This is a genomic window from Micromonospora sp. NPDC049101 (genome assembly GCF_040648675.1).
Taxonomy (GTDB): Bacteria; Actinomycetota; Actinomycetes; order Mycobacteriales; family Micromonosporaceae; genus Micromonospora.
The window spans coordinates 293,384-318,538 of record NZ_JBEZED010000006.1; the positions used below are offsets into that span (position 1 = coordinate 293,384).

The following is a 25,155-nucleotide window of genomic DNA, read 5'->3' on the forward strand; positions in this document are numbered from 1 at the left end:
CCGTTGACCCCGCGACATCGATCTGTTTGGCTGCCCTCGCGATGACCTTGAGAACCCCTCAAATAACGGGAGATAGTTGTGTCCTTCGGTGCCGCAATCAAATCGGTTCTTAGCCAGTACGTCGGCTTCTCGGGTCGGGCCCGCCGGTCTGAGTACTGGTGGTTCGCCCTGTTCACCCTGCTTGTCAGCATTGTCGCCGCCATCCTGGACAGCGCGCTGGGATTGACCTTCGAGGGCTCGTCGACCGGCGTCATCGGTCTTATCGCCTCGCTGGTGCTGCTGCTGCCGTCGCTGGCGGTCGCGGTGCGACGCCTGCACGACACCGACCGGACGGGGTGGTGGTTGCTGATCGCCCTGGTGCCGATCGTGGGCGCCATCGTCCTGATCGTGTTCTTTGTTATGGACAGCACGCCCGGATCGAACCGCTTCGGCCCCAGCCCCAAGGGCTGACCGCTGGTCCCCGCCCAGCAACGGATGAACATCCCGAACGCGTACGTCAGGCCGTAGCTCGATCACAGGCAGGCAAGGGTCCCTTCCCGACATTGTCGACGGGAAGGGGCCCTTCCGTTGTCTGCGGAACAGCCGTCGCAGCGCCTTTCACTCCGGGCATCGCCGACCGTGGATGGTCGGAGTCAGCTCCGGCAACCCCGCCGTCCGGTCCGCAGTGTGGGCAGGTGCCGCGCCGGCGGAGGTGGTAGGTGACGGTGGCCGCGCCGAGCGCGACTCCCCAGAGCACCCAGGGCACGCTGGGGAGACGCAGGCCCCACCCCTCGTGGATGTCGAGGTCCCAGAGCATCATCAGCCCGGCCGGGATGAGGACGACGGCGACGAGGGACGCCGGAACGATCGCGAGTGCCGGCGGCACCGGTCTTCCGGCCTTGAACCAGATCCACCGGGGGTAGACCTCGCCCCACCGGCTGACCAGACCGTGCGTGAGCACGCCACCCAGCATCGAGGCGATGGCGCAGCCCAGCCCGATCCAGAGCATGCCGTCGGTGTCCTGCATCATCGTGAGAAAGTCCCGGCTGATGCCCAGAGGGTGGCCGAAGAACCAGGCCACTCTGGTGATCTCGTAGGGCAGCGGCGCCAGGCAGGCGATCACGACAGCCCAACGCCCCCACCGCAGCAGCGTCTGCGGGGATGGTCCGTCGCCGGTCGACCCGTGCCGACGGCCGCAGTGCTGGCATGCCGCACGCCTGCGGCGTTGGTAGGCCAGCGTGGCCACGGCCCACAGCAGCCCACCCGCGAACAGGATGATCAGGTTGTTTCGGTGCCAGTACAGGATGTCACCGATGCCGCCCTGCGGGCCGGGCACGCCGGTGAAGGCGAACACCAGCAGCAGTGGGGCGAACGCCAGCACGGCGATCATGGTGTAGTCCGGGATGAGCATGGTGAGGCTGGCCGCCGCGATCCAGCCGAACGCGATCATCGCCGCCGACTGACGGCGAGAACCAGCGCCTCGCGCCATCGCCAGCCCGACCACAGCACCGACCAGGCCGAGCGCCGCCATGAGTGGCGCGCTGACCTCCACCGGGACGCCCTCCAGAATCGAGCCTGTCCTGTGGTCGTCGTCGACCGGCGCGAACGGGAACCCGTCACCGCCGGCCGTCCAGTACACGCCGAGCATGGCGTACGCCAACGACCAGCCGGCCGCCGCGTACCCCGACCACGTCGGCCAGCGCTGCCACCACCTGATCCCGTTCTTTACCCCTTCAGACATGTCACTCCCCGTGAGAGCGCGGCGTCCGATCGCCGCTGCCTCACCAGCCTTGGCCACGCCGGGTGTACGCCACCATCTGCCGACGGGGCGAGGTGGAGCACGACCGCGGCGCTGTCCTACGCCGATCGGCATACGGCGATGCCCACCTAGGATCAGGTGATGATGCGACGGCACCTCGGCCGGATCAGCATGGCGGCCAGCGTCTGCACGCTGGGCGTGACGTTCGTGAGCGACCTCGGCGGTCCTTTCTTCCTGGTGATGGCCACCCTCGCGGTGCTGTTGGCCATCGCGGTGCGGTGGGGACCACACCGGCACATCGCTCCTGCTGCCGGGCTCGCCGGGGTGGCGATGGCCCTGGTCCTCTGGTCGTTCACCGACGGCATGGCCACCGCGGAACGGATCGGCGCGGCAGCGGTCTGGACGACACCGGCACTTGTCGCGGTCGTCGGCGGTGGCTACCCACGGCTGATGCTGCACCGGCGGGCACTGGCCGTGGAGCAGGCCGAGCGTGCTCAGCGCCTACAGATGGCGCGTGACCTGCACGATTTCGTCGCCCACGACATCAGCGGGATCGTGGCGCAGGCCCAGGCGGCCCGCTTCGTCGCGGCCAGCCAGCCGGAGGCGGCCGGTCCGGCCCTGGAGCGTATCGAGGCCGCGGGTCTGGCGGCGCTGGCCACCATGGATCAGGTGGTCGGCATGCTGCACGGACCTGATGCCGGCACCGTTCGGCCGCTGCCCACACTGGACGACCTGCCGGGCCTGGTGGATCGGTTCCGCGCGGCGGGTCACCTCGACGCGCGCCTCGTCCAGGATCTCGCATCGGGCGAGGTGTCCCGCGACAGCGCCGCCGTGGCGTACCGGATCGTGGTCGAGGCCCTGACCAACGTCCGGCGGCACGCGTCGACGTCGACCCGGGTCGACGTGTCGGTCACCGGCGATGCCGCCGGCATCACGGTGCGGGTCCACAACGACACGGCGCTGCCGCCACCCCGCCAGCGCCGCGACCGGCACGGCGGGAGGGGCCTTGCCGGCCTCCGGGAGCAGGTCGCCGCAGGTGGCGGCGCGCTGTCGGCCGGCCCATGCGAGCGCGGCTGGGAAGTCGTCGCCGTCATCCCGTCAGTCCCGTCATGAACAGCACCCGCGTCCTGCTCGCCGACGACCAGCCGGACGTGCGGAGCGGCTTCCGCCTCGTTCTGGACTCCCAGCCCGACATCACGGTCATCGGCGAGGCCGCCGACGGGACTGCGGCCCTGGCCCTGGCGAACAGGCTGCGGCCGGACGTCGTACTCACCGACATCCGGATGCCCGGCATCGACGGCCTGGAACTGACCCGGCTGCTCACCGCCGCGGGCATGCGGGTGGTCGTGGTCACCACCTTCGACCTGGACGAGTACGTGGATGCCGCCCTGCGCAACGGCGCCTGCGGATTCCTGCTCAAACGATCAGGGCCAACGCTTCTGGTCGAGGGAGTCCGTGCGGCGATGGCTGGTGACGCCCTGATCAGCCCCCAGGTCACCATCCGGCTGCTGCGAGCGGCCACCAAGGCCGACCAACCCCCGGTGCCCAACCCCCTGACACACCGCGAGATCGACATCGTACGGCTTGTCGCTCAGGGTCTGACCAACGCGCAGATCGGGGCCGAACTGTTCATCTCCGCCGGCACCGCCAAGACCCACATCGCGAACATCCAGGCGAAACTGGGGCTCCACAATCGGGTGGGCATCGCGGCCTGGGCATGGCGAGCTGGTCTGGCCGATCCGCACGCCGGATAGGTCGAGAGCCGATACGCGTCACCGCCTGGCAGGCGCCGAAGAGGGCACCAGCACAACCGAGGGCAACAGCAACCAGTCCTACGGGCAGGGTTACGCCAGGCGCATCTGTTCCTGCGCCTCGAAGAGCTCGTCGCCGTAGCGGGTGATCCATTCGGCGAGTGCGCGCATCGGGCCGTCGGCGAAGGTCCGACCGAGAGGTGTCAACGCGTAGTCGACCCTGGGAGGCGACTCGGCGTATGACGTCCGCTCGATCAGGCCGTTGGTGACGAGCCGGTGGAGTGCCTCGGTGAGCGCCTTGTCGCTGATGCCGCCGATCATCGTCCGGAGAGCGCGGCGACGTTGCGGGCCGGCGGCGAGAGCGGCCAGAATCACCGGATCCCAGACATGCGTGAACAGGTCAGTTCCCATTCGCAACCGGCAGTCCGCCACGAAATCCACACAGTCGCCGTCCGTCTGAGGAGACATTCGGTCATCGTGTCACGGCCGATACGCACCTGGTGGTGCGCAACGACCCGATCGGTTCGCATTGGATTTCCTAGAGTCTGACGTCATGCGTATCGGAATTCTCGGCACCGGAACCCTCGCCACGGCGCTGGCCACCGGCTGGACCCGGGCCGGACATGACATCAGCATCGGCGGCCGCTCGCCGGAGCGCGCGGAGATCGCGGCGAAGGCATCCGGAGGTCGTGCTAGGCGGCTACCCGACGTGGTCGCGGACGCCGACGCCGTCCTGCTCTCGGTGCAATGGGAGGGCATCGCCGACATCCTCCCGGCGGCCGGCGCACCCGCCGGGTCGCTCGCCGGTAAGCCGCTCATTGATCCGACCAACGCGGTCGAGCATGGCATCGGTGTGCTGCGGACGCGATCCGGACGCGCGATTGCGCAGCACGTCGCCGAACTCGCCCCCGGCGCTCACGTGGTCAAGGCGTTCCATCTGTTCCCATCGACGCGGTGGACGGCACCCGCGTCGACACCGGCAACTGTCGCGATGTGCGGGGACGACCCCGGAGCGCTGGAGATCGTCGGCTCGCTCGTACGCGACGTCGGAGGCGTTCCTGCCGTACTTGGCGGGCTGGACCGGGCACGCCAGCTGGAGGAGGTCGCCGGGTTCGTCATCGGGCTTGCGTTCGCCGGTGTCGATCCGCAGTCGGCGATCCCGGCGGTTCCGTCATCGAGAGCAGACGAAACTCCTCAACAGCCATGAGTCCGGACTTCCGCTTATCGGCCAGCTGCGGACAGGGGTCATGGCCTCTCGGGCCACCACCGCCATGAGCTGGCCGGCGTAGGCTCATCGTTCTGCGTCGTAGGCGTGCCGTGCACGCTCCACCTCGCCGAGGTGGGTGTCGGCCCAGGTGGACAGGTGCGCGAAGAGCGGACCGAGGCTGGCACCCAGCTCGGTGATCTCGTATTCGACCCGGGGTGGCACCTCGGCGTGGTAGGTGCGCGTCACCAGCCCGTCGCGTTCGAGTTGGCGGAGCCGTTGCGTGAGCACCTTCGGGGTGATGCTGGTCAGCCGGCGCTCCAGCTCCACGAATCGCTGCCGACCGTACTCGTGCAGAGCCCACAAAATCGGTGTGGTCCATCGGCTGAACACGATGTCGACGACCGGCGCGACCGGGCAGGCCAGCTCGGGGTTCGCTGACCGTTGCATGTGGCCTCCCTCATAGATCCAATACTATCCTCTAGGTACCTGCTATATCGACGCTACTAACGTCTCCTCCAGCCGCGCGAACGACGCGGTCGATCTGGAGGTTGAGACATGTTCGTCGTGACAGGCGCCACCGGGAACGTCGGTCGGAAGCTGTTGTCGATCCTCGCGGCGTCGGGTGCCGCGGCGACGGCGGTGTCCCGTGCACGACGCCCGGTCGTCGTACCGGACGGGGTGCGCCACCATCGCGCGGACCTGGAGCGGCCGGACAGCCTGGGGCCGGCGCTCGCTGGCGCCGAAGCGCTGTTCCTGCTCGTGGAGGGCGCCGGGGCGCATCTCAACATGCCCGAGATCCTGCGGGTCACCACGGCCGCCGGTGTGAAGCGCATCGTGCTGCAATCCTCGCAGGCGGTCGGTACCAGGCCGGGGGCGGCGTCGCACGCACCCCTGCACGCCATCGAAGACCTTGTACGTCGGTCCGGCCTCGGCTGGACGATCCTGCGCCCTGGCGGTTTCGCCTCCAACGCCCTCGCCTGGGCCGGACCGGTTCGCAACCAACGGACGGTGGCCGCACCGTTCGGCGAGGTCGGTCTGCCGGTGATCGACCCCGACGACATCGCCGAGGTGGCGGCTGTCGCCCTTCGCGACGCCACCCACGCCGGCCGCACGTATGAGCTGACCGGTCCGGCGCTGAGCACACCACGTGAACGGGTCGCCGATCTCGCTACCGCGCTCGGCGAACCGATCAACTTTCTCGAGCAGACGCCGGACGAGGCCCGCGAACAGATGCTGCGTTTCATGCCACCACCGGTGGTCGAGGGGACGCTGGCGATCGTGGGCACGCCGACCGCACGGGAGCAGCGGATCAGCCCAGACGTGTCGGAGGTGCTGGGCCGATCGCCACGCCCCTTCGCCGCGTGGGCCGCGCGCAACATCGACTCCTTTCGCTGACGTGCCACGCCCTTGAACCGTCCTTTCCCTCGGACCGATGACCGGCCAGCCGTGATCGGCTGTCCGGTCATCGTCAGAGTCATGAGCGTGCACGTGATCGAGGGGGAACGACGCAGAGCACCCCTGTCATCCAGAGCGTGCGGATCATTCCGGTCACGCGTGGTGTCTCGAGGAGGACCATGTCGATACGTCTTGAGGCTTGGCAGACGGCTGGTGTGTCGGGCGTTGTGGCACGGCCCGGTACCGCCCGCTGAGCAGAATCCAGCCGGCCACCGCTGCCATGGGGGCGGTCATCAGCATCGTGGCCGCAATAGCATCGAATGTTTCACCCAGCAGGGTGCCGGTCAGCAGCGACAGGGTCATGTTGTTTCCGGCGTGCGCAACGCTTGTGGTCCAGATGCTGCCGCTGCGCAGCCGCAGCCAGGCAAGGATGATCTCTTGGCACAGGAATGACACCGTCCAGACCAGCAGGCCCAGGGTCACGTTGCTGAACTCGATGTAGCCGAGGAAGGGCAGCGGATAGTGCCAGATCGCCCAGATCAGGCCGGTGGCCAGGGTGGCGGCCAGCGGTCGTCCGGGAAAGATCCGCAGCCGCAGGTAGCTGGTCCAGCCGAACTCCTCGCCCCAGTAGAGCGGGGCCAGTAGCGGTACGAGGAGCATCAGGACAGTCAGGAAGGCCCACCACGGCAGGCCAGGTACCAGATCGTTCACCGGTGCCAGGGTCGGCCGCCACAGCCCCAGGGCCGCTGCGATGCCGACGGCGGCGGCGGCGAATGCCAGCGGTCCGAGCCAGGCCGCAAGGTAGTGGGGCCAAGCCGCGCGCAGTCGCAGCGCCATCCCGGCGTCGGTGAAACCTTCGCGTGTGACCCAGCGGCGAACAATGAAGGCAGCGGCGGCGGGCGCGATCCAGGCGAGGGAGAGGATCTGCACGAGCGGATTTGCCAGCGAGAAGCCCTGCAGGCAGAGCGTGATCTCGACAGTCCAGGTTGCGCCAAAGGTGATGAGTAGGAACGTTCCCACTCCCTTGAATCTCGACATGTCGCCAGGCAACCATTCCACCGAACGAAAACCACTACCCCCAGTTATCGGAACGGCGTAGGGCTAGGTATACCTCGCCCGTAGCGTTAGCCCCAGAGGAGACTGGGGGCACCGCGGACTACCGTGCTGGCCGCCCCGGCCAGACAGTGCCGTAGGGGCCCTCGGCCGGCGTCGGTTTCTGGCCAGCCTCCTCGGATCGGCGCTGGCGGAGTGTTACCTACCACCTGACGAGGTCGGCTAGCGCTGCGCTGGTGGCTTCGTCGGCCGGGAGGAATGCTTCCAGGCGGAGTTCGGCGATGGTGACGTCGGTGGCGGTGCCGAAGTGGGTGAGTGTGGTGATGAGCCGCAGTTCCCGGCTGTCCGGGTTGCTTGTGCGCAGATGCATTGGCACCGCGAACCCGAGGTGATGTGGCGAGAGTTGCCGTGGCCGCGGAGGTGCCAGGTCGACGAGTTCCTCGGCGAGGCGCTGGAGCCGGTCGCTCGGGTTGCGGACGCTTTCAGCTCGGACGCTGTCGATGATGTGCCAGGCCCATTCGTCGAGGTTGACGATGCGGGGTGCGAGACCGCAGGGGTGCAGCAGGACTCGGGGGACGCTCACCGGTGGAGTGAGCAGGTGTGGGTCCACTCCGCGAGTGATCATCTGGAAGCCGGCGTTGGCGGAGATGAGGTCGCCGTGCCGGTCGACGATCACGGCCGGGTACGGCAGGTGGCCCTGCAGGACGCGCTCGAGGGCGGCTCGGACCGGCGCCAGTTGGGGGTCGTCCAGTTCACGCTGTGGGTACGCGGGCGCGAATCCGGCGGCGAGGAGCAGCCCGTTGCGTTCACGGATCGGCACCTCCAGCGATTCGGCCAGCCGTATGATCATCGCCCGGCCAGGCATTGAGCGTCCGCTCTCAATGAAGCTGACGTGCCGTTGCGTGGTGCCGGCCCGCACCGCCAGTTCGAGTTGGCTGACGCGTCGTCGGGTGCGCCATGTGCGTAACGCACCTGCGAGTCCGCCACTCGCGGATTCGGTGATCATTCTTTCTGTGTACCGGGTGCCGGGCCGGTTGGCGATTCCCTCCGGGGAATTGTCGCGGCGCATCCGGTACAGAACAGTCGTGGTCGCAACGATCATCCACGACCGAAGGATCAGCATGGCTGACATCGACCTGAAGAACCTCACTGACCGCTACGTCGCGGTGTGGAACGAACCCGACCCGGAACGCCGACGCGCCGCCGTCCGCGAGCTGTGGTCCACCGACGGGGTCCATGTCCTGCAGGCGCCTCAGGAGATGCGACAGGCCGCCAAGGGCCTGGGGTTCGGTCGCCTCGTCCTGGAGGCGCGTGGGCACGACGAGCTTCAGGTGCGAGTGACACGCGCGTACGAGGAGTTCGTCGCCCCGGGCACCTTCGTGTTCCGTTGCCGTGGGGATGCGGAACGGCTCCACGACATGGTCAAGTTTCGCTGGGAGATGGTGCCTCGCGACGGTGGCGACGTGGGCGGTGTCGGGCTGGAGATCCTTGTGCTCGGCACGGACGGGTGCATCGTCAGCGACTACCAGTTCATCGAGGGATGACCGCGATGAATGTGCTGCCCCCTTCCGTGCGCAGCTACCGTGTGAACAGCGGCGACGGCATTGATGGTCTGAAGCTGCGTACCCACGAACCGCCCACGCCAGGTGTCGGCGAGGTGGCGGTCGCGGTCCACGCCGTCTCGCTCAGCTTCCGCGACCTGCTGGTGCTGCGGGGGCGGTACGTGCTGCCGGTCAAATCGGACGTCATCCCGGTCGGCGACGGTGCCGGACAGGTGATTGCCGTGGGGCCAGGCGTCCAACTGGTGCGACCGGGTGACCGGGTCACCGCCGCGCTGTTCCCGCAATGGTTGGACGGCCCCCTGGAACCGTCATACCTGCCACAACTGGGAGGCTCCCTCGACGGCATGCTCACCGAACTCGCCGTCCTGCCGGAGCAAGCCCTCGTCCCGGTCCCCGAACACCTCTCCTACGCCGAAGCCGCGACGCTGCCGTGCGCCGCCGTCACCGCATGGAACGCGCTGACCGGGGACGGTCCCGGGATCCAGCCCGGACACACGGTATTGACCACCGGATCGGGCGGCGTATCACTGTTCGCTGTGCAACTGGCCAAGCTTCTCGGTGCGAGGGTGATCGCCACAACCGGCCAGGTGGAAAAGGAGCGGCGCCTTCGTGACCTGGGCGCTGACGAGGTCGTCAACTATCGGGCCGTTCCCGACTGGCATACCGTGGTCCGCGACATCACCGGCGGGCGAGGGGTCGACCGGGTCGTCGACACTGCCGGCTCACTGGAGCAGTCACTGAAGTCGCTTGCCGTCAACGGGCACGTCGCGTTCGTCGGGTCCCTCTCCGGTGACTGGCCACCACTCGACCCTCGCCTGCTGTTCGGTGTCGCCGCGACGGTCCGGGCGCTGGCGGTCGGAAATCACGCCCAGTTCACCCAGCTGAACGAGATCATCACCGCGCACCAGCTTCGGCCCGTCACCAGTCGCGCGTTCCCGTTCGAGGAAGCCGGCGCGGCGTTTCGGCACTACGAGTCGGCCAGCCCATTCGGAAAGGTCATCATCGAAGTCCGATAGTCGGTGCGCGTGGCGGCGAAATCCGCCCCGCACGTCTGTCGGCGAATCGGTGAGCTGGATGTCGTACCCGTGCGTCAGGCTTCGGGGCATGGCGACTTTCGTTCTGATCCACGGCGGCGGGGGCAGCGCCTGGGACTGGCATCTCCTTGTCCCCGAGCTGACCAGGCGCGGCCACGACGTGGTGGTCCCGGAGCTGCCGATCGAGGACAGCTCGGCGGGGTTCACCGAGTTCTGCCAGACGGTCGTCGACGCGATCGGCGACCGGCGCGACCTCGTGGTCGTCGGGCACTCGTACGGTGCGTTCACCGCGCCGCTGATTGCCGACAAGCTGCCGGTGCGGCTGATCGTCCTGCTCACACCGATGGTCCCGAAGCCCGGTGAGAGGCCCGGTGACTGGTGGGCCAACACCGGTTACCGCGGCACGGAAGGGCTCAGCGAGGAGCAGCAGTTCTACAACGGCGTGCCCGCCGACATCGTCGCGGCGGCACCCGCACACAGCCGGGGCCAGGTCAGCGCGGAAGGGGACGAGCCGTGGCCCCTGGACACCTGGCCAGAGGTGCCGACGAGGGTGCTCATCGCACGCGAGGACCGGTTCTTCCCGGCGGACTTCCAGCGCCGGGTGGCCGCCGACCGACTAGGCGTCGTCCCGGACGAGATGGACGGCGGCCACGCGGTGGCGCTCAGCCACCCGACGCAACTCGCCGACCGTCTGACCGCGTACCCGCTGCCCTGACGGGCGGGGCCACGGCCGTCCCGGTCGGAACGAGCATCTCAGGGCGACGGAGCTGGTTGCGACCTCCCGGCGGCGTGAGCGGCTGTCAGCGATGATGGGGCGTTCGGGCGGAAGCGGGTGATGATGAGGCAACCAACACTGTTCCTGACCGTCGGGCTCCCCTGCACGGGGAAGACCACAGCCGCTCGGCGGATCGAGGCCGAGCAGAGAGCACTTCGACTCACCAAGGACGAGTGGGTGAAGGCTCTCTACGGGCAGGAGAATCCGCCATCGGCTCAGGACGTGATCGAAGGACTGCTCATCCAGATCGGGCTGCGCGCCCTCGACCTCGGCAACAACGTCGTGATCGACTTCGGCCTCTGGAGTCGGGACGAGCGCTCCGCGCTGCGGCAGGCAGCAGCGGACCTCGGCGCGACGGTGGAGCTGCGCTACTTCGCACTCACCCCAGCCGAGCAGCGCAGACGACTCGATCAGCGCCAGGCCGAAGCGCCACACACGACCTGGCCCATGTCCGACGAGGAACTCGCCGAGTGGGCTGCCAGCATCGAGATCCCGACGCCGGGCGAGCTTGACGGCAGCGAACCCATCGATGACCCACCGGCTGGATTCGCGACCTGGGACGAGTGGCGCACACACCGCTGGCCGCCGTCGGTCTCTTGACGCCCGCTCCTCGCAGCGGCGGCAGATCAGTGGATCTGACCCGGTCCGTCGCCCACACGTACCTCATCTGTCCTGGTCAGCGGTCTTCCAGTGCGTCGGCCTGCCTGCGTAGCTCTGCCGCGAGGTCGTCCCAATCGGGACCGTGCAGGTACAGGCTGGCGGCCGCCTCGCGCATGAGCGCCGGCTGGTTCGGCCGCTGCAGGAGCACAAGCCGGTAAGCCAGATTGCGGACCCAGACCGGCAGAAATCCGTCGGCCAGGTTCGGGCAGAGTTCCCGCAGCATCGCGAGGATGGCTTCCGCGTCCGCGAAGGTCAGTTCTTCGACGAAGTACTGCTCCTGGTGGTCCGGTCCACACTGCGACGCGGACCGGTACTCGTCGCCGTAGAGGCACCGGGCATGCTCGGTCAGGGTGCTGTGCATGACCGCAGAGCCTACGTCTGGGATGGGCCTCAGCCAGGCGGGAAGTTCCACCGTGTGGGTAGACGGCCGTCGCACAGGGCGCAGGTGAAGTCGTCGTCGCGCACGATGTTCCGCTCGCCGCAGGTGGGACATCGGCGGAAGATGACCTTGTCGGTGAAGGTGCCAGGATGAGGTACGCCCAAGCGGTCGAGTGCCCTGGTCACTGCGGGCCAGGAGTCCGGATCGGGGCAGTATCCAGTCGACTGATTGGTCACCTCGACAACGCGCCAGCCGGTCTCCGTGGGAGCGAACCTGATCTCCCCGGCGGCGAGGACATCCTGACCCTCGGCAAGGACGACGTGTTCGCTTCGACGGGGCGCCAGCCTGAGCGTGCCGTCGAGAGCAACGACGAACGTGAAGGGCTCGGTGACCTCCTTGCGATCCCGCTGGGCGAGCCAGCCGTCGAGCGAGGCAGTTGTGTCGACGGCAACGACGTCGACGACCGCGGCCCCGTGGTCATTCAGCTCCGCCGGACCGACGTAGCGGTACCGTCCGATCTGCCCCACCGCCGGACGGTACCCATCAGACGCCGGGCGGCTCCACACGTTTTGATTGCACCGCGTCGTCACTGTGGGAGGGCTGTCGGTGGAGCAGCCGGAGGGAATCAGGGCTGGGCTGCACCGTCAATCGTGGTGCTTTCCTGCGGACGAAGCGCGGTCAGCAGACTGTCGAGTTGACCCCAGGCCCGCGCACTGGAGATGTGGTCGATGTAGTCACGGGACTCGATGATGAGCCCGTCGCGGATGCGCATCACGAAGACACACGGCACCCGGAACGTCTCGCCTGTCTCGTCGACCCGCCCCTGGTAGGCGAACTCGGCGACGATCACCTCCGGGTCGGCGGTTTCATGGATCGTCACGTCGACCGGCTTACGCTTCAGCGTCCGGGCGACCGGAGGTGGCGCGGTGAAGTGCTCGTGCAGCTCACTGCGGCTGAGCAGCGGAGGCGGGTCGAGCGGGTGGAACGGATGCGTGACATGGGTTTCTTCGGCGTACAGGTCAGCCAAGTCTTCGTACGGACCGTCGCAGACACCGTTCACCAGCCGGAGGAAGGTTTCGCGTGGGCTGCTCATGCCGGGCTTCCTTCGAATCGGTGAATGCCACTTGGTGCATGTCGGGGACTACATCCGGGAATGGCTGGCGTCCCAACGACGGCACCCTACCGACTCAGCCCCGATCTGACTGTCCCGAAGTGCTCTCGTCGGCCGTATCGGGTGCGTTGTCATCGGCAATGAGTGTGCGGCGACGATCCGGCAGGCGCCGCCGGGTGGGTAGCACCTTGGCCGGGTGGGGTGGCCATGGACGACGTGTCCTACTCGGGCGACCTGTTGTACTTGTCGAGCGTCGCCTTGGACGTGGAAGCAGACGCGGGCGTGGGACTCGCTCACCCAGGGCGACTACCGGCGGGCGATGGACCTGTCGCGGCAGGCGCAGCGGGTTGCTCCTCGGGGTGGTCCGGCGTACATCCAGGCGACCGCCCAGGAGGCGCGGGTGTGGGCGCGGTTGGCTGACGTGCGGCGGACGCGTGCGGCGCTGGATCGTCTGGAGCGGTTGACGGCGAACCTGCCAGTGCCGGAGCGGGCCGAGCACCACTACCGGTACGACCCGACGAAGGCATTGGCGTACACGGCCACCACGCTGGCATGGGCGGGGGACCCGGCTGCCGAGCAGATGGCCCGGGCTGCCTTGGCGGAACTGGATCCGCGCGGCGATGGCGGTGCGCGGCCACGGCGCTCTGCTTCCGCCCGTCTGGATCTCGCCATGGCACTGTTGGCCGCCGGCCAGCCGGACGAGGCCAGTGTCGTCGCCGCCGACGAGGTCCGGTCGGGGCGGGTGGTGTCCTCGAACTGGTGGCGGGCGCGGGAAGTGCTCCGGCGGTCGAGCAAACCGGGACGGCGGAGGCGGCAGCGTTTCGTGAGGTGTACGAGGCGTACCGCCCGTGACTCGATAGCGGGCGGCACGCGCGATCAGCGGACACCCGCCTGCTTGTTCAGCGCATTGCGGCATATCCGGTTACTCGGCGACGACGATGATCTCGTGGCCCTATGCCTTAATGGAAGGAATAATTAACTCCGTCCCGCACCACCACATCATGGCGACCGTTACCGCGATGAAGGCCACGATATAGGTCTCGTACCACCGGTAAAAGTTTCGGAGTCTTGGCGGGGCCCGGAACTCCGGGTGGAGGACCTCAGACAACAACTGGCATTCTTCCTGGCGGTAGTCGAGCCAGGTCAGAACGCCTACGATCACCACCAGGACGGTGAAAGCGGCGATAACAGTCACCAGCCACATGAGAGCGAGAATGCTCGCTCTGGCAGTCTCCGATGTAATGCCCCAGTCGGTGTAGCGAACGAAGATCGCCAACGCTGCTCCGATGAGTGCGGTGGCGAGCGTCTGATAGATGCCAAGAAAGCGGTGAACATTCTCGTTCGCGGCCTGGATCTGCTGCAGTATGTAGCGGTACCGTTCCAACTGGAACTGAACCTGAACGGCCTCGCTTTCCGGGCTCCGGCCCCAGAACATTGCCGGGGGCAAGCGCTCACCGGACTGCCGCGCCACCGGGCGCGAGCCGGCGCGCCGCGCCGCTGGTAGCCGTGCGAAGCTTGCTAGCCGAGGTGGTCGGTTCATGCGTCAACCGCCAGTGCCAGCTGCGACACAACATCTGGGCGCTTCAACTGCACCATTTCTACCAGCTCGGCACCGCCCCCGACGAGCGGCACAGGACACCGCACATCGCCGTCCTCGTCCAGGTGCATCGGTTCCATCAGATCGAGCAGCTCAGCCAGATCAAGGCGCCAAATCTCCGCGATGGTGCGGACCACAATACCGATCGCTCCGTAATTGCCGCTGTCGTACCACCAGCTACGGGCGTTCCACTTTGGTCCCTGAAGCTCTGTGTCAGCGAAGCGTTCGTCCTTGGGGCGTGGCAGCACCTCTTCCGGGTAGAGCCAGTCGGAGTAGAAGCTAACGACCAAACAGTCCCGAGGGAACTGCAACTCGCCCCCGCTGTAGGAAATGAACCACGGGGTATCATCCAGCCTGTGATGCACGTAGAATCGATCGTCGACCAGGAGTACGCAACTGCGGTCTTCCAGCCACAGTCGCAAGCCTGCTACGTCAAGTGCTCTGTCATTCGACAGCGCACAAGGCAGTTGTGGTGCCACCGCCCCCAACGCCCTTCCCAGGTTCCCTATCATTTGTCGCTGTGCCGAACTCATCGGTGAGCTTCGCCTAACCCTCTCGGCCTGCGACTCCGCCCACTGGGTCAGCTGCTGGGGATTGGCTTCCGGAAACGACCGAAGCCGATCCGCAGTGAGAGGGTTGCCGACGAAGACGCCCATGGTCTCCCGAAGAGTATCGGACCGCAGGCCACCTACGTAAACGTGCGAAAAGCAGGCTATCCAATAACCCGCACCGCTGATATCCTCCCACATTGACGTCATCATGGCCCTGCCGATCACGCGCCCCTGCTCGTCACGGATCTCCTCCGCACGGTCGAGGAAACGCTGGCGGTAGATATCGAGCCCGAGTCGTTGCCCGTAGGTGTCATCGGGTCGGTGATAGATACGCTCGAACAACTCTGAGTTCGAGATCGTCACCCAGTCATTCGAGTGAACCAAGCGAACTGGCACCGGGTCATCCGGGCCTTGCACATCGATATGCACGCGAGCCAGCGCGCACATCGGCAGCACCATCGCATGCAGGTATTCCGTGTGAGTTAGGCGTTGGCTCGCGTTACGAAACAGGCCATTTGTCGACCGCGGATCAAGCCTGAGTCGCACTCGTATTACAGTTCCGGGCTGCCGGAGCCATTCAGCGCGTTCGGCTGCACGCAGCAATGGTCTCACCGATGCGCCGTTGCTGAATTCAAGGACATGCGTGTCGCGTGCGGCTTCTTCCAGCGCCAGGCTGCGGACGATCACCTCGTCAGCGATCATGAAGACCGAGAAGAAGCCGATGCCGAAGCGGCCGGTGGGCTGGAAACGGCTTAATTCCGGGTACTCGATCAATGAGTCGGCGGATCGCCAGCGGGAGAAGCCGAAGTCTGTCAGCGCCGACACCATCGTGTCGGGTTGCATACCGATTCCTTGGTCCGCGACCGTCAGCCACCATGAACCGCCTTCCATTGCAAGCATGATGGTGACGGCACCAGGTGGCGTGCCCTCACGGGCGGAGCGAGCTAGCGTCGCATCAGAAGCATTGGCGACCAGTTCACGCATGGCCACATCCGGCCGATTCCCATACAGTTTCTCACCACCGAGATTGCCGACAACCTTATTGACGTCAGTGACCCTGACGCGTGCATCGATGGGACGCCACCTGTCGGTCTGCAAGTGGTTGGCAAGTCGATCGGGAGAGTCGGCCCCAGCGACCGACCGGGCGCGGAAACGTGGACGCTTCAAGTCGGCGCAAAGTGCGTCGACACGGCGCAACTCGCCGTCGATCATCTGAATCGTCTCGTAGGCCAGCCACCAGGCAGGTGCTTCTGCACCAGCGAAGCGCCGAGTCGACGTGTAAACGAGCCGGTCGTCATCCAACTGCGGACGAGTCAGTCGCTCCTGGAAGACCCAGTGATCCTCAGCGATGCCAGTCGGACGCCGAAACGCGTGCACATAGCTCGGGGCGCGCCGGCTGTCGATGTGCGCGGCGTCAGCTAAACGCAGGACACAGGCGATCTTTAGTGGGTCCACGGTCCAGGCTGGCGGATGGTCGGGCCGGGAACCTTGCACCCGGTCCAGATTCCGTAAGCGATCCACGTCCCACCAGTGACTCTCGGCGATCTCGCCGATCAGGCTGCCATAGTCGAGTCGAAGGCTTAGGTCGGACAAGAGGTAGTTGTCGCTGCCGTCTGACGCTGTGAAGGGCGTCCGCAGCAACTGCTGGGCTCGCTCGGCGTGGCGCCGACGCAATAGCTCGACGAGCGCCTGCTTTTGCGCCACATCGGCGGCAGCCGCCGGATCAGCAGCGGGCTCCAGGTTCTGTAGCCGCTCTGTCGCGATGGTCAGGAGACCAGGATAGGCAGGATCAGCGATTACTTGATCTACGCCGCCTGGATAGGCGCACAGCCCCATCCCGAGATCGTGCATCAGGAAGGCGCCGCCGAGGACGAAAGCTTCGGCGGGATTGATGGGAAAGTCTTCCCCGCAGACGATAGAGGCGGTATCCCACAGGGCGTCAATGTGGGAGATGGAGTGGTCGGTGAACATTGGCATCGAGAGTACGATCTCGTTGGCGAGCGGCGCCACTGCCGACCGAAACTGTTGATACGCCGCGCGCAACCCCGTCCGGTGCGCTGCCCAGTTGTCCTCTGGAACTTCACCGAGCGTTCGCCGCCAAAGCGGCGAATGCTCGTAAGACACCTGATCTGAAGGGTTGATCATAATGGAAGCTCCTTGGCACACCGTGTGGGCTGACGGCAACATCCGATCTTCGACATCTCGTACCAGGGCAAGATGAGTACTTAATTGGGTACTTTGCCGGCTACCGACCGGCCGGGTGTCGCGATGCCTGCTCCGGATTGCGTATTTTGGGCTGGTGGCGGTTATGGCATCCCGCGTCCGGGGTTGCCCGCTGGAACCACCGGATAGTACTGAGCTACGTACCCCAATTCACGACGCGAGTCGGGAACCGGACGCGAGGAGCGGCAGGGGTTGCCATCACATCACATCTCCTGGGTCGCACGGATGCCTCTCGAGTGGCGCGGACGGTCGCAGCGGGCGCATCGCATTCCACCCGTGGCCCTGGACGCCTCTGGCCGCTTGAGTATCGACGCCCAGCGCACTCACTGCGAGACCAGGCGCCTGCCTGGCTGCGACAGCAGCGGTATGCCCGTGACATGGTCCAGTCAATCTCCGAGCGGCGTCGGCGGGCGATGTCCAAGGAACTTGCCGAACTGGCCGCTCTGGTTGGCGCGTAGTCGCCCGGGGCGTACGACTTCCTCCGGATTCCGTCTGACCTGGTCTTTCGTGTACCTGGCCGCCCTTCCCTCACCAAGTGAGCAGGTGGCTACAGGGCGTGATCGAGCGGCGGATGTTGCCATCGGTCCTGCTGCGATCCGCGCCCCTCAGTCTTGCGGCAACGGTAGTTCACTCCAGAGCACCGCAGCCGCGACTCCCAGGGAGGTCGCAGGTGGGCCGTACGCAGCCCGAATTGGCACAGAGCCGGGGCGAGCAGATCGACGCTGACGAACGCGAAGAGGCCAAACGTCGGTTGCTCGCGCAGGCTGAGGCGGAGCGGATACCGGTGGACGAGACGACTCGGGCCGTGCCGGATCGGCGGTGGCGTGATGGGCGGTGAGCCGGTGCCGATCGGTCGTCGGGTGGCGTACCTGCGGGTGCGGCGGAGGTTGTCGCAACAGTCGTTCGCGGATCGGTTGGGGAAGTCGAAGAGCTGGGTGGACAAGGTCGAGCGTGGGGTTCGGTCCCTGGATCCGCCACCGGCCACCCGCACGAGAGGTGGTCGCCCAGGTCGCCCGGGACCCGGACGCCCCAGCCACGATCACCCACTCGCCATCGGCCTCGGGGTGCTGTGAGCGTGGTCGTGAACGTCCGGCCGCACGGCTTACGCTGTCGCCGCCGGGCGGGTGCCGGGAGCGAAGCGGAACTGCACTGCCTCCATCAGTGAGCGCCGGCGGGTGTTGTGGAAGGCAGCGACCCGCCAGCCCGCTGGTTGGCGTACCAGGGTGTAGGTCTGGATTTTGGCGAGGGCGGGCCGGCGGCGGCCCTTGTAGGTGTCGCCCCGGCCGACCACGACCGCGATGTCGGGGCCGAGGAATGTGGTGCTGAGAGTTTCCGAGGCCATCCGGGTGCCCTTGGTGAAGGCACGGAACAGGGCACGGTGGCCCTCGGTGATGTCGGCCCGGCCGCGGTAGAGGGTGCCGACGAATGTCACGTACGACGCGTCCTCGGTGAAGGAGCGCCCGAACGCGTCGGCGTCGGCGGCGTCCCAGGCGCGCGCGATCGCGTCCATGACCTCGGCGATCGCCGCCAGGTCGGTGCCGCGGTCGGAGTGGCTCATCGGTTTTCCTTCCGGGTTGTCGCCGCCGATGCCTATATTGGCTTCGTGCAGACAGAGGTTGCGCGCATGCAATCTCTGCACGCATGCAGAGATTAGCGCAGAAGGAGCCGTCCCGCCATGACCGACGCCACGCCACCGCCCGGTCTTCCCGAGGGCGCCCATGAGTCGTTCCGGCGCTACCTCGACGCGGTCACCGCGCACACGCAGGCCGCTGCGGACGCGGCAGGGCTGCACAGCACCGACTGGGCGGCACTCAGCGTCCTGAATCTTGCCGGCCGGCTGGCCTCCGGCGAGCTGGCCGAGCGCACCGGGTTGACCACCGGCGCGACCACCCGGCTGATCGACAGGCTGGAACGGGCAGGGCACGTACGGCGAACCGCCGACCCGGCCGACCGGCGACGGGTGCTTGTGGAACCCGTGCCCACGCTCGACGTGGACACCATCGTCGGCCCGGCCCGGCAGCGGCTGGGCGAGCTGTTCCAGCAGTACCGGCCAGAGGAGTTGGCGGTGCTGTTCGACTATTTCGACCGCGCTGCTGATGCGCTACTCACCGCCACGCGCGAGGTGCGCGCACGGGCGGCCGACCGCGGCGGCCCTCCGTCCTGACCACGCCGGTGGCGAGGATCCGGCACCAGTGCCAGGCAGGGGAGAGCGGGCGGATGTCGCCGGTCAGGGGGCCGGTACGACGGACGCGCGCAGTGCCGCGGCCAGCCACTCGTACGGGAATCGCTCCGGCGGTACGTCGTTCACGGCGGTGACCAGCTCCACGTAGGTGTCGAATGGTCCCTCCGGCGGCATGCGGTCCCACTCCGCGCCCTTGCGCATCTGGTCCGCGGCCTGGATCCGAAACTCGGGTGTGTCCGGTATCCCGGGGCTGTCCGGTGTCGCGAAGATGCCGGTCAGCCACCCCATCCACGCCTCGGCGATCTCCCGCCCCCTGGGTGAGTCCGGCGGCACCTGCTCGCGCGCCGCGTCCAGCACCGGCTGGCCGATCGCCGCGCCCGCTTCCAGGGCGTCCAACATCGGCGACGAGGTCATCAGCGGCCCGGCGCCGGTGGTGCACGCCTCGTGCAGCTCACGGCGCACGGCCTGCCGGACCTCGGTGTCCCGGACCAGCTCGGCCAGCTCGATCCACGCCTCCAACTGGGCCGCGGTGGGATGGTCGGGCAGCTGCGGTCGGGCCGCCCGCCACCAGTCGACCATCCGCTCCGGCGGCTCCCAGCCGGTGGTGACCTCGGCCCAGAACTCGTCGATCAGTCGATCGCGTTCCTCGTCCGGCATGCCGACCAGCTTGTGCATCAGCGTGACCTGCTCGGCAGTGGAGTCCTGCCGCAGGATGGCCGACAGCACCGCCCGCCGGCTGCGCAGGCGTGCCTCCTGCCGGGCCAGCAGGGACAGGTGGGTGGCGGCCAGTTCGCGCAGTGTCGCCTCGCCGGCCAGCACCCGCCGGATCTCGTCCAGGCCGGCGTCGAGTTCCCGAAGCGTCCGAACCAGTTCCAGCCGGGCGATGGCCGCCACGTCGTACAGGCGGTGGCCGGCCGGGGTGCTGGCGGCCGGCGTGACGACACCGGCGTCCGCGTAGTACCGGACGGCGCTGACGCTCAGGCCGGTCCGCCGGGCGACATCCCCGATGGGGTACAGCTCGTCTCTGTCCACGACGCCCACTATGCGATCTCAAGCGGCTTGAGATGCAAGCCCCTGGTCCAGCGGGCCGCGCCGAGGACCAGCCAGTGCTGATCAGCCGATGGAGCGGTCCAGGAAGTCGTGGATCATCGGCGCGGCGACGTCGAGCCTGTCCTCCAGCAGGAAGTGGCCGGTGTCGAGCAGGTGGAACTCGGCCGACGGCAGGTCCTTGCGATAGGGGTGGGCGCCAGCGGCCGGGAAGACCGGGTCGTTCTGGCCCCAGATGATCAGCGTCGGCGGCTGGTGGTCGCGGAAGAAGGCGTGGAACTCCGGGTACAACGTGACGTTGCTGCCGTAGTCGTAGAACAGATCAAGCTGGATGTCCGCGTTGCCGGGGCGGGCGAGCTGCGCGTCGTCGTGGGCCCACCGGTCGGGGTCGAGCCGGCTGGGGTCCTTCACCCCTGCCGTGTACTGCTGCTTGACCGTGTCGGGGTTGAGGATGAACGCGATGGCCTGGCGGCGCTCGTCGGTCTTCTCTGCCCAGTAGGCCTTGATCGGATCCCAGAATGCGCTCAGGCCCTCTTCGTACGCGTTGCCGTTCTGCACGATGAGCGCGCTGACCCGTTCGGGCCCCTTGAGGGCCAGCCGATAGCCGGTCGGTGCCCCGTAGTCGAAGCAGTAGAGCGCGTACCGATCCACGCCGAGCTGGCCGAGCAGCCCTTCCATCAGGTCGGCGAAGTTGGCGAACGTGTAGTCGAACGACGACCGGTCCGGGCTGGCGCTGTGGCCGAAACCCGGGAAGTCCGGTGCGATCACCCGGTACCGGTCCGCGAGCAGGGGGATCAGGTGGCGGAACTGCGAGGACGCCGTGGGAAATCCGTGCAGCAGCAGAAGGACGGGACCGTCGGCCGGCCCGGCCTCGCGATAGAAGATGTCGATTCCGTTTACGGTCGTCGTGCGAAAGTGCGTGACCGGAAACTCGCCTTCCTGAACGGCGGCGACCGAGGGTTTCTGCGCAATGCCCACCATGATGGAGTCCTTTCGGCACAAGGGAAAGCGGTGCCACCCTGGGGAATCGCTCTGCCGGGTCCCGCTTCGGTCAGCATGGCATGCGACCGGGGCGCGGTATGCCGAAACCGTTTATCGAATGCTGCGTCAAAGCAGATGGGTACGGAGGAAATCAAGCTCCAGCGGAAGCAGTCGCTCGGCGGTGCCGTTCGCGGCCAGGTGGGTGGCCCCGGTCAGCGGCAGCACGGCGTGCGGGCGGCCGGTGCTCAGCAGGGCCGCGGAGAGTCGCAGCGTGTGCGCGGCCACCACGTTGTCGTCGGCCAGGCCGTGCACCAGCAGTAACGGGCGGGTCTGGTTCGGGCCAGTGATCGGCTCGGCGGCCAACTCGACGAGCGAGTGGTGCGCGTAGACGTCCGTGCCGTCCTCCGGTAACCCCAGATAACGCTCGGTGTACGCGGTGTCGTACAGCGCCCAGTCGGTCACCGGCGCACCCGCGATCCCGCACCGGAACAGCTCCGGGTGGCGCAGCACCGCCAACCCGGCCAGCCACCCGCCGAACGACCAACCACGCACCCCCACCCGCCCCATGTCCAGGTCGGGGTGCTTCCCGGCGAGCGCGGTCAGGGCGTCGATCTGGTCGGTGAGGACCACGTCGGCCACCCGCCGGTGGATCGCCTTCTCGAACGACGGGGCCACTCCCGGCGTACCCCGGTTGTCGATGGTGACCACCGCGAACCCGGCATCGGCCCACCACTGCCGCTCCAGCCACGCGGCCCGCGCCGCCACGACCTCCTGGTGCCCCGGCCCGCCGTAGATGTCCAGCAGCACCGGCAGCCGCCGGCCCGTCACGTGGTTGTCCGGGTAGAGCACCGCCGCCGGCAACCGTCGGTCGGTCACCCGTTCCAGCAGCGGCAACGGCGAATACGGCGGGGTGGCGGCCAACGACCGCAACTCGGCGAGCTCCTGGTCGCCGCGCCGGATCGTCCACCGCACCCCGGCGTGGTCCAGTGACGCGACCCCGACGGCCAGCACGTCACCGCCCACGGCAGCGGTGTGCCAACCCGAGTCGGTGGTGATCCGGCGCGCGTCCACCCCACCGCCGATGGTGGTGCGGATCCGGAACAGATGCCGCTCGCTCGGCTCACCATCGCTGGCCTCGACCAGCAGATCGGCCGGGCCGGAACCGGCCGACAGGCGACCCACCACCCGCCGCACGTACAGCGACGGCGGAGTGAGCAGGGTGCCGTCGGCGAACAGGCACCGTGCGTCGTACCCGTCGTGTGCCAACTCCCCGCCGACCAGCACCCGGCCGTCCGGCAGGTGCGCCGGGGTGCCGGCGATCGGCTCGACCCAGCGCGGATCGGCCAGCTCGGCGTGCACCTGCGTCTCACCCGTACGGGGGTCGACCGCCAGCACCAGCCCGTGCTGCTGCGAACGGCGCAGCACAGTGATCAACGGGCTGCCCTCGACCCAGTTGACCGAGGTCAGGTACGGGTAGGTCTCCCGGTCCCAGTGCACGTCGACCCAGCCGTCATCGAGGTCCAGCAGGTGCAGGCTGACCTCCGCGTTCGGGCCACCAGCCCGGGGGTACGCGACGGCGGTCGGCGGGCTGCCCGGCTGGGCCGGGTCGTGCAGGTGCCAGCGGTCCAGGCGGGACTCGTCGACCCGGGCCGCGAGCACCGAGCGCCCGTCCGGCGCCCACCAGTAGCCACGGAACCGGCCGAACTCCTCCGCCGCGATGTGCTCGGCCAACCCCCAGCTCACCCCGGCGTCCTCGCCGGCCAGCAGGGTGTCGGTGCCGTCCGTCTCGATCACCCGCAGCTCACCCCGGCGCACACCCTCGCCCGCGTCGGTCACGTACGCCAACCGTTGCCCGGTCGGGTCCGGACGTGGGTCCAGCACCGGGCCGACGGCGGCCACCTCCACCACGTCGCCGTGCACCAGATCCGCCCGGAACAACCGCCCGGCCAGCGCGAACACCGCGATCCGACCGGCGGCGTCCAGCGCGTACGAGCCGATGCCGGCGGCGCTGAGCCGCAGCCGCTCGCGCAGCGCGCGTTCGCCAGGTGAGAGCGACCGGACGTCTCCGCCCTCGCCCAGCAGGGTCGCCGGGTCGGCGACCAGGCGTTCCTCGGCGGTGGCCACGTCCAGCAGCCAGAGCGCGTCCGCCGGATCCTCCGGCCCGGCCGAGCGCAGGAAGATCACCCGGGAGCCGTCCTCAGCCACGGAGACAGCGCGCGGCGCGCCGTGGCTGAACCGGCGGGTGCGGGCGGCCAGCTCCGGAAAGTCCACAGACCAGATCGTAGAGCCGTACGCGAGGTGATGTGGCCGACCTGGGCGGACGCGTCAGCGTCGGCGGGCCCTGACTGCCGGTTAGAGTGACCGTCGTGACGACGCTGCCCGACCGCCGCCTGTTGCTGGTCCACGCGCACCCCGACGACGAGTCGATCGGCACCGGCTCGACGATGGCCCACTACGCCGCCAACGGCGCCCACGTCACGCTGGTGACCTGCACCCTCGGCGAGGAGGGCGAGATCCACGTCCCGGCGCTGGCCCAACTCGCCGCCGCCGAGGCCGACCAGCTCGGCGGGTACCGGATCGCCGAGCTGGCCGCCGCCTGCGCCGCGCTCGGCGTCAGCGACCACCGCTTCCTGGGCGGGGCCGGCCGCTACCGCGACTCGGGAATGATGGGGCTCGAAACCAACGACCACCCCCGCGCCTTCTGGCAGGCCGACCTCGACGAGGCCGCCGGGCACCTGGTGGAGATCATGCGGGAGGTACGCCCGCAGGTGCTGATCACGTACGACCCGGACGGCTTCTACGGCCACCCCGACCACATCCAGGCCCACCGGGTGGCGATGCGCGCTGTCGAGTTGGCCGCCGCCGAGGGCTGCGCCCCGCTGAAGGTCTACTGGACCGCCCTGCCGCTCAGCGTCCTGGAAGCCGGCATGGCGCACTTCGCGGAGTCCTCCGACAACCCGTTCGGCGGCATCGCGGACATCGCCGACCTGCCCTTCGGCACTCCGGACGCCCAGATCGCCGCCCGGATCGACGGCACCGACGAGCACACGGCCAAGGAGGCCGCGATGCGGGCGCACGCCACCCAGATCCCGGCCACCTCCTGGCTCTACTCGATCGCCGGTAACTTCGGCGGCGAGTTCATGGGCGTGGAGTTCTTCACCCTCGCGGTCGGCGAGAAGGGCCCGGGCTCCGGGCCGTACGGCTGGGAGGACGACCTCTTCGCCGGGCTCCCCGAGGAGACCGCACCGACCCGGTCTGCGGTCGGGGCTGGTGTGGGCGGGTCTGTGGTTGGGGCTGGTACGGATCGGTCTGCGGCTGGTGCGGTCCGGTCTGCGGCTGGTGCGGGCCGGTCTACGGCCGGGGCTGGTGCGGATCGGTCTTCGGTCGAGGACGCCCCGGACCGGTCTTCGGTCTCGGCGGCGGGTCTTCGGTGACTCTGCCCGCGTCGATGACGGTTCTGGACGACCAGGATGCCCCGCCCCCGGCGGGGCCGCCGCCGCGACTGCTGGACCTGGGCCTGCGGGTGGCCGGTGCGATCGTCGTAGTGGTCGCCGGAGTGCTGAGCGGGGTGCTCGAACTGCTGCTCGCCACGGTCCGCGTCGGTGGGCAGTTGATCGGCGTCTCGGCACTCCTCGCCGTCGGCGCCAACATCGCGCTGAGCTGGTTCGCGTACGCGGCGGTCGGCCGCAGGTGGGCGGTTGCGCTGCCGGCGGTGCCGTGGTTTGCGCTGATGGTGGTAGCCGCCATCCGGACCAACGAGGGTGACCTGCTGCTGGCCGGCGACAACTGGGTCGGCCTCGCCATGATCGTGGCCGGTGCGATGACCTTCGCGGTGATGGGCTTCCGGCAGATTCTCGCCCCGCCCGCCACGCTCGGGCTGATGACGCCACCCAGGTAAGGGTGGTAGAT

25 protein-coding genes and 4 pseudogenes are annotated in these 25,155 nt (G+C 68.1%); 15 read left to right on the forward strand and 14 right to left on the reverse strand.

Annotated features, from left to right (window positions below):
* Positions 1-78 precede the first annotated feature (78 nt).
* On the forward strand, positions 79-450 hold the full coding sequence (locus AB0B57_RS11175) for a DUF805 domain-containing protein (protein ID WP_357067784.1): 372 nt from the start codon (positions 79-81) through the stop codon (positions 448-450).
* 46 nt (positions 451-496) lie between these two features.
* Here the strand turns inward: AB0B57_RS11175 and AB0B57_RS11180 are convergent, their stop codons facing one another.
* Positions 497-1,720 (reverse strand): NYN domain-containing protein, encoded by a 1,224-nt coding sequence (locus AB0B57_RS11180; protein WP_357067786.1) that lies wholly within the window; start codon positions 1,718-1,720, stop codon positions 497-499.
* A gap of 159 nt (positions 1,721-1,879) precedes the next feature.
* Between AB0B57_RS11180 and AB0B57_RS11185 the strand changes: the two genes are divergently transcribed.
* Together AB0B57_RS11185 and AB0B57_RS11190 are read left to right on the forward strand one after the other, a co-directional pair.
* On the forward strand, positions 1,880-2,851 hold the full coding sequence (locus tag AB0B57_RS11185) for a histidine kinase (RefSeq protein ID WP_357067788.1): 972 nt from the start codon (positions 1,880-1,882) through the stop codon (positions 2,849-2,851).
* The gene (locus AB0B57_RS11190) at positions 2,848-3,492 is read left to right on the forward strand and encodes a response regulator transcription factor (protein ID WP_357067790.1); all 645 of its coding nucleotides are present in this window, start codon (positions 2,848-2,850) and stop codon (positions 3,490-3,492) included. The genes AB0B57_RS11185 and AB0B57_RS11190 overlap by 4 nt, the downstream gene beginning before the upstream one ends.
* 90 nt (positions 3,493-3,582) lie before the next feature.
* Here the strand turns inward: AB0B57_RS11190 and AB0B57_RS11195 are convergent, their stop codons facing one another.
* Positions 3,583-3,957, reverse strand: coding sequence for a helix-turn-helix domain-containing protein (locus tag AB0B57_RS11195; protein ID WP_357067792.1), 375 nt, complete (start codon positions 3,955-3,957; stop codon positions 3,583-3,585).
* Positions 3,958-4,042: 85 nt separating this feature from the next.
* Here AB0B57_RS11195 and AB0B57_RS11200 point away from each other — a divergent pair, with 85 nt between their 5' ends.
* Positions 4,043-4,696, forward strand: coding sequence for an NAD(P)-binding domain-containing protein (locus AB0B57_RS11200; RefSeq protein ID WP_357067794.1), 654 nt, complete (start codon positions 4,043-4,045; stop codon positions 4,694-4,696).
* An 84-nt stretch (positions 4,697-4,780) separates the two neighbouring features.
* Here the strand turns inward: AB0B57_RS11200 and AB0B57_RS11205 are convergent, their stop codons facing one another.
* Positions 4,781-5,143: a helix-turn-helix domain-containing protein gene (locus AB0B57_RS11205; protein WP_357067796.1), complete on the reverse strand. Its 363-nt coding sequence runs from the start codon at positions 5,141-5,143 to the stop codon at positions 4,781-4,783.
* 108 nt (positions 5,144-5,251) lie between these two features.
* On the opposite strand from AB0B57_RS11205, the gene AB0B57_RS11210 reads away from it, so the two are divergent.
* On the forward strand, positions 5,252-6,091 hold the full coding sequence (locus AB0B57_RS11210) for an NAD(P)H-binding protein (protein WP_357067798.1): 840 nt from the start codon (positions 5,252-5,254) through the stop codon (positions 6,089-6,091).
* A 153-nt stretch (positions 6,092-6,244) separates the two neighbouring features.
* On the opposite strand, the gene AB0B57_RS11215 is transcribed toward AB0B57_RS11210, so the two are convergent.
* Together AB0B57_RS11215 and AB0B57_RS11220 are read right to left on the reverse strand one after the other, a co-directional pair.
* Positions 6,245-7,129 carry a CPBP family intramembrane glutamic endopeptidase gene (locus tag AB0B57_RS11215; protein WP_357067800.1) on the reverse strand — a complete coding sequence of 295 codons (885 nt, stop codon included), beginning with the start codon at positions 7,127-7,129 and terminating at the stop codon, positions 6,245-6,247.
* 217 nt (positions 7,130-7,346) lie between these two features.
* Positions 7,347-8,276 carry a helix-turn-helix transcriptional regulator gene (locus tag AB0B57_RS11220; RefSeq protein ID WP_357067802.1) on the reverse strand — a complete coding sequence of 310 codons (930 nt, stop codon included), beginning with the start codon at positions 8,274-8,276 and terminating at the stop codon, positions 7,347-7,349.
* Here AB0B57_RS11220 and AB0B57_RS11225 point away from each other — a divergent pair.
* The 4 genes and pseudogenes from AB0B57_RS11225 to AB0B57_RS11240 form a co-directional block, all read left to right on the forward strand.
* A complete protein-coding gene (locus tag AB0B57_RS11225) occupies positions 8,266-8,688 on the forward strand; it encodes a hypothetical protein (RefSeq protein ID WP_357067804.1) in 423 nt (140 codons plus the stop codon). The two genes, AB0B57_RS11220 and AB0B57_RS11225, sit on opposite strands and share 11 nt — an antisense overlap.
* A 26-nt stretch (positions 8,689-8,714) precedes the next feature.
* Positions 8,715-9,722 carry an NAD(P)-dependent alcohol dehydrogenase gene (locus AB0B57_RS11230; protein WP_357067806.1) on the forward strand — a complete coding sequence of 336 codons (1,008 nt, stop codon included), beginning with the start codon at positions 8,715-8,717 and terminating at the stop codon, positions 9,720-9,722.
* 88 nt (positions 9,723-9,810) lie between these two features.
* Positions 9,811-10,455: an alpha/beta hydrolase gene (locus tag AB0B57_RS11235; RefSeq protein WP_357067808.1), complete on the forward strand. Its 645-nt coding sequence runs from the start codon at positions 9,811-9,813 to the stop codon at positions 10,453-10,455.
* A 114-nt stretch (positions 10,456-10,569) separates the two neighbouring features.
* Positions 10,570-11,115, forward strand: a pseudogene (locus AB0B57_RS11240) (ATP-binding protein); the annotation flags it as partial.
* Between the two features lie 76 nt (positions 11,116-11,191).
* On the opposite strand, the gene AB0B57_RS11245 reads toward AB0B57_RS11240, so the two are convergent.
* The 3 genes from AB0B57_RS11245 to AB0B57_RS11255 form a co-directional block, all read right to left on the reverse strand.
* Entirely contained in the window at positions 11,192-11,536 is a 345-nt protein-coding gene (locus tag AB0B57_RS11245; protein ID WP_357067810.1) for a hypothetical protein, read from the reverse strand.
* Positions 11,537-11,565: 29 nt separating this feature from the next.
* Positions 11,566-12,081, reverse strand: coding sequence for a hypothetical protein (locus tag AB0B57_RS11250; RefSeq protein WP_357067812.1), 516 nt, complete (start codon positions 12,079-12,081; stop codon positions 11,566-11,568).
* A 98-nt stretch (positions 12,082-12,179) separates the two neighbouring features.
* The gene (locus AB0B57_RS11255; RefSeq protein WP_357067814.1) at positions 12,180-12,647 is read right to left on the reverse strand and encodes a nuclear transport factor 2 family protein; all 468 of its coding nucleotides are present in this window, start codon (positions 12,645-12,647) and stop codon (positions 12,180-12,182) included.
* A gap of 289 nt (positions 12,648-12,936) precedes the next feature.
* Between AB0B57_RS11255 and AB0B57_RS11260 the strand changes: the two are divergent.
* Positions 12,937-13,517, forward strand: a pseudogene (locus tag AB0B57_RS11260) (transcriptional regulator); the annotation flags it as partial.
* Positions 13,518-13,617: 100 nt separating this feature from the next.
* Here AB0B57_RS11260 and AB0B57_RS11265 read toward each other — a convergent pair.
* Positions 13,618-14,136, reverse strand: a complete 519-nt coding sequence (locus AB0B57_RS11265) for a hypothetical protein (protein WP_357067816.1) — start codon at positions 14,134-14,136, stop codon at positions 13,618-13,620.
* Between the two features lie 65 nt (positions 14,137-14,201).
* Positions 14,202-16,958: an ATP-binding protein gene (locus AB0B57_RS11270; RefSeq protein WP_357067819.1), complete on the reverse strand. Its 2,757-nt coding sequence runs from the start codon at positions 16,956-16,958 to the stop codon at positions 14,202-14,204.
* 404 nt (positions 16,959-17,362) lie between these two features.
* Between AB0B57_RS11270 and AB0B57_RS11275 the strand changes: the two are divergent.
* Positions 17,363-17,494 (forward strand): annotated as a pseudogene (locus tag AB0B57_RS11275) (transcriptional regulator); the annotation flags it as partial.
* Between the two features lie 369 nt (positions 17,495-17,863).
* Positions 17,864-18,007, forward strand: a pseudogene (locus tag AB0B57_RS11280) (helix-turn-helix domain-containing protein); the annotation flags it as partial.
* A 131-nt stretch (positions 18,008-18,138) separates the two neighbouring features.
* On the opposite strand, the gene AB0B57_RS11285 reads toward AB0B57_RS11280, so the two are convergent.
* A complete protein-coding gene (locus tag AB0B57_RS11285) occupies positions 18,139-18,594 on the reverse strand; it encodes an SgcJ/EcaC family oxidoreductase (RefSeq protein WP_357067821.1) in 456 nt (151 codons plus the stop codon).
* Positions 18,595-18,711: 117 nt separating this feature from the next.
* Between AB0B57_RS11285 and AB0B57_RS11290 the strand changes: the two genes are divergently transcribed.
* A complete protein-coding gene (locus tag AB0B57_RS11290) occupies positions 18,712-19,200 on the forward strand; it encodes a MarR family transcriptional regulator (protein WP_357067823.1) in 489 nt (162 codons plus the stop codon).
* Positions 19,201-19,263: 63 nt separating this feature from the next.
* Here the strand turns inward: AB0B57_RS11290 and AB0B57_RS11295 are convergent, their stop codons facing one another.
* From AB0B57_RS11295 to AB0B57_RS11305, 3 genes are all read right to left on the reverse strand, one after another.
* Positions 19,264-20,250 carry a MerR family transcriptional regulator gene (locus tag AB0B57_RS11295; protein WP_357067825.1) on the reverse strand — a complete coding sequence of 329 codons (987 nt, stop codon included), beginning with the start codon at positions 20,248-20,250 and terminating at the stop codon, positions 19,264-19,266.
* Positions 20,251-20,331: 81 nt separating this feature from the next.
* Positions 20,332-21,246, reverse strand: coding sequence for an alpha/beta hydrolase (locus tag AB0B57_RS11300; RefSeq protein ID WP_357067827.1), 915 nt, complete (start codon positions 21,244-21,246; stop codon positions 20,332-20,334).
* A gap of 126 nt (positions 21,247-21,372) precedes the next feature.
* Entirely contained in the window at positions 21,373-23,517 is a 2,145-nt protein-coding gene (locus AB0B57_RS11305) for a prolyl oligopeptidase family serine peptidase (RefSeq protein ID WP_357067829.1), read from the reverse strand.
* An 86-nt stretch (positions 23,518-23,603) separates the two neighbouring features.
* Here AB0B57_RS11305 and mshB point away from each other — a divergent pair, with 86 nt between their 5' ends.
* Positions 23,604-24,680 (forward strand): N-acetyl-1-D-myo-inositol-2-amino-2-deoxy-alpha-D-glucopyranoside deacetylase, encoded by a 1,077-nt coding sequence (gene mshB / locus AB0B57_RS11310; protein WP_357067831.1) that lies wholly within the window; start codon positions 23,604-23,606, stop codon positions 24,678-24,680.
* Positions 24,681-24,694: 14 nt separating this feature from the next.
* Positions 24,695-25,144: a hypothetical protein gene (locus AB0B57_RS11315; protein WP_357067833.1), complete on the forward strand. Its 450-nt coding sequence runs from the start codon at positions 24,695-24,697 to the stop codon at positions 25,142-25,144.
* Positions 25,145-25,155: the final 11 nt, after the last annotated feature.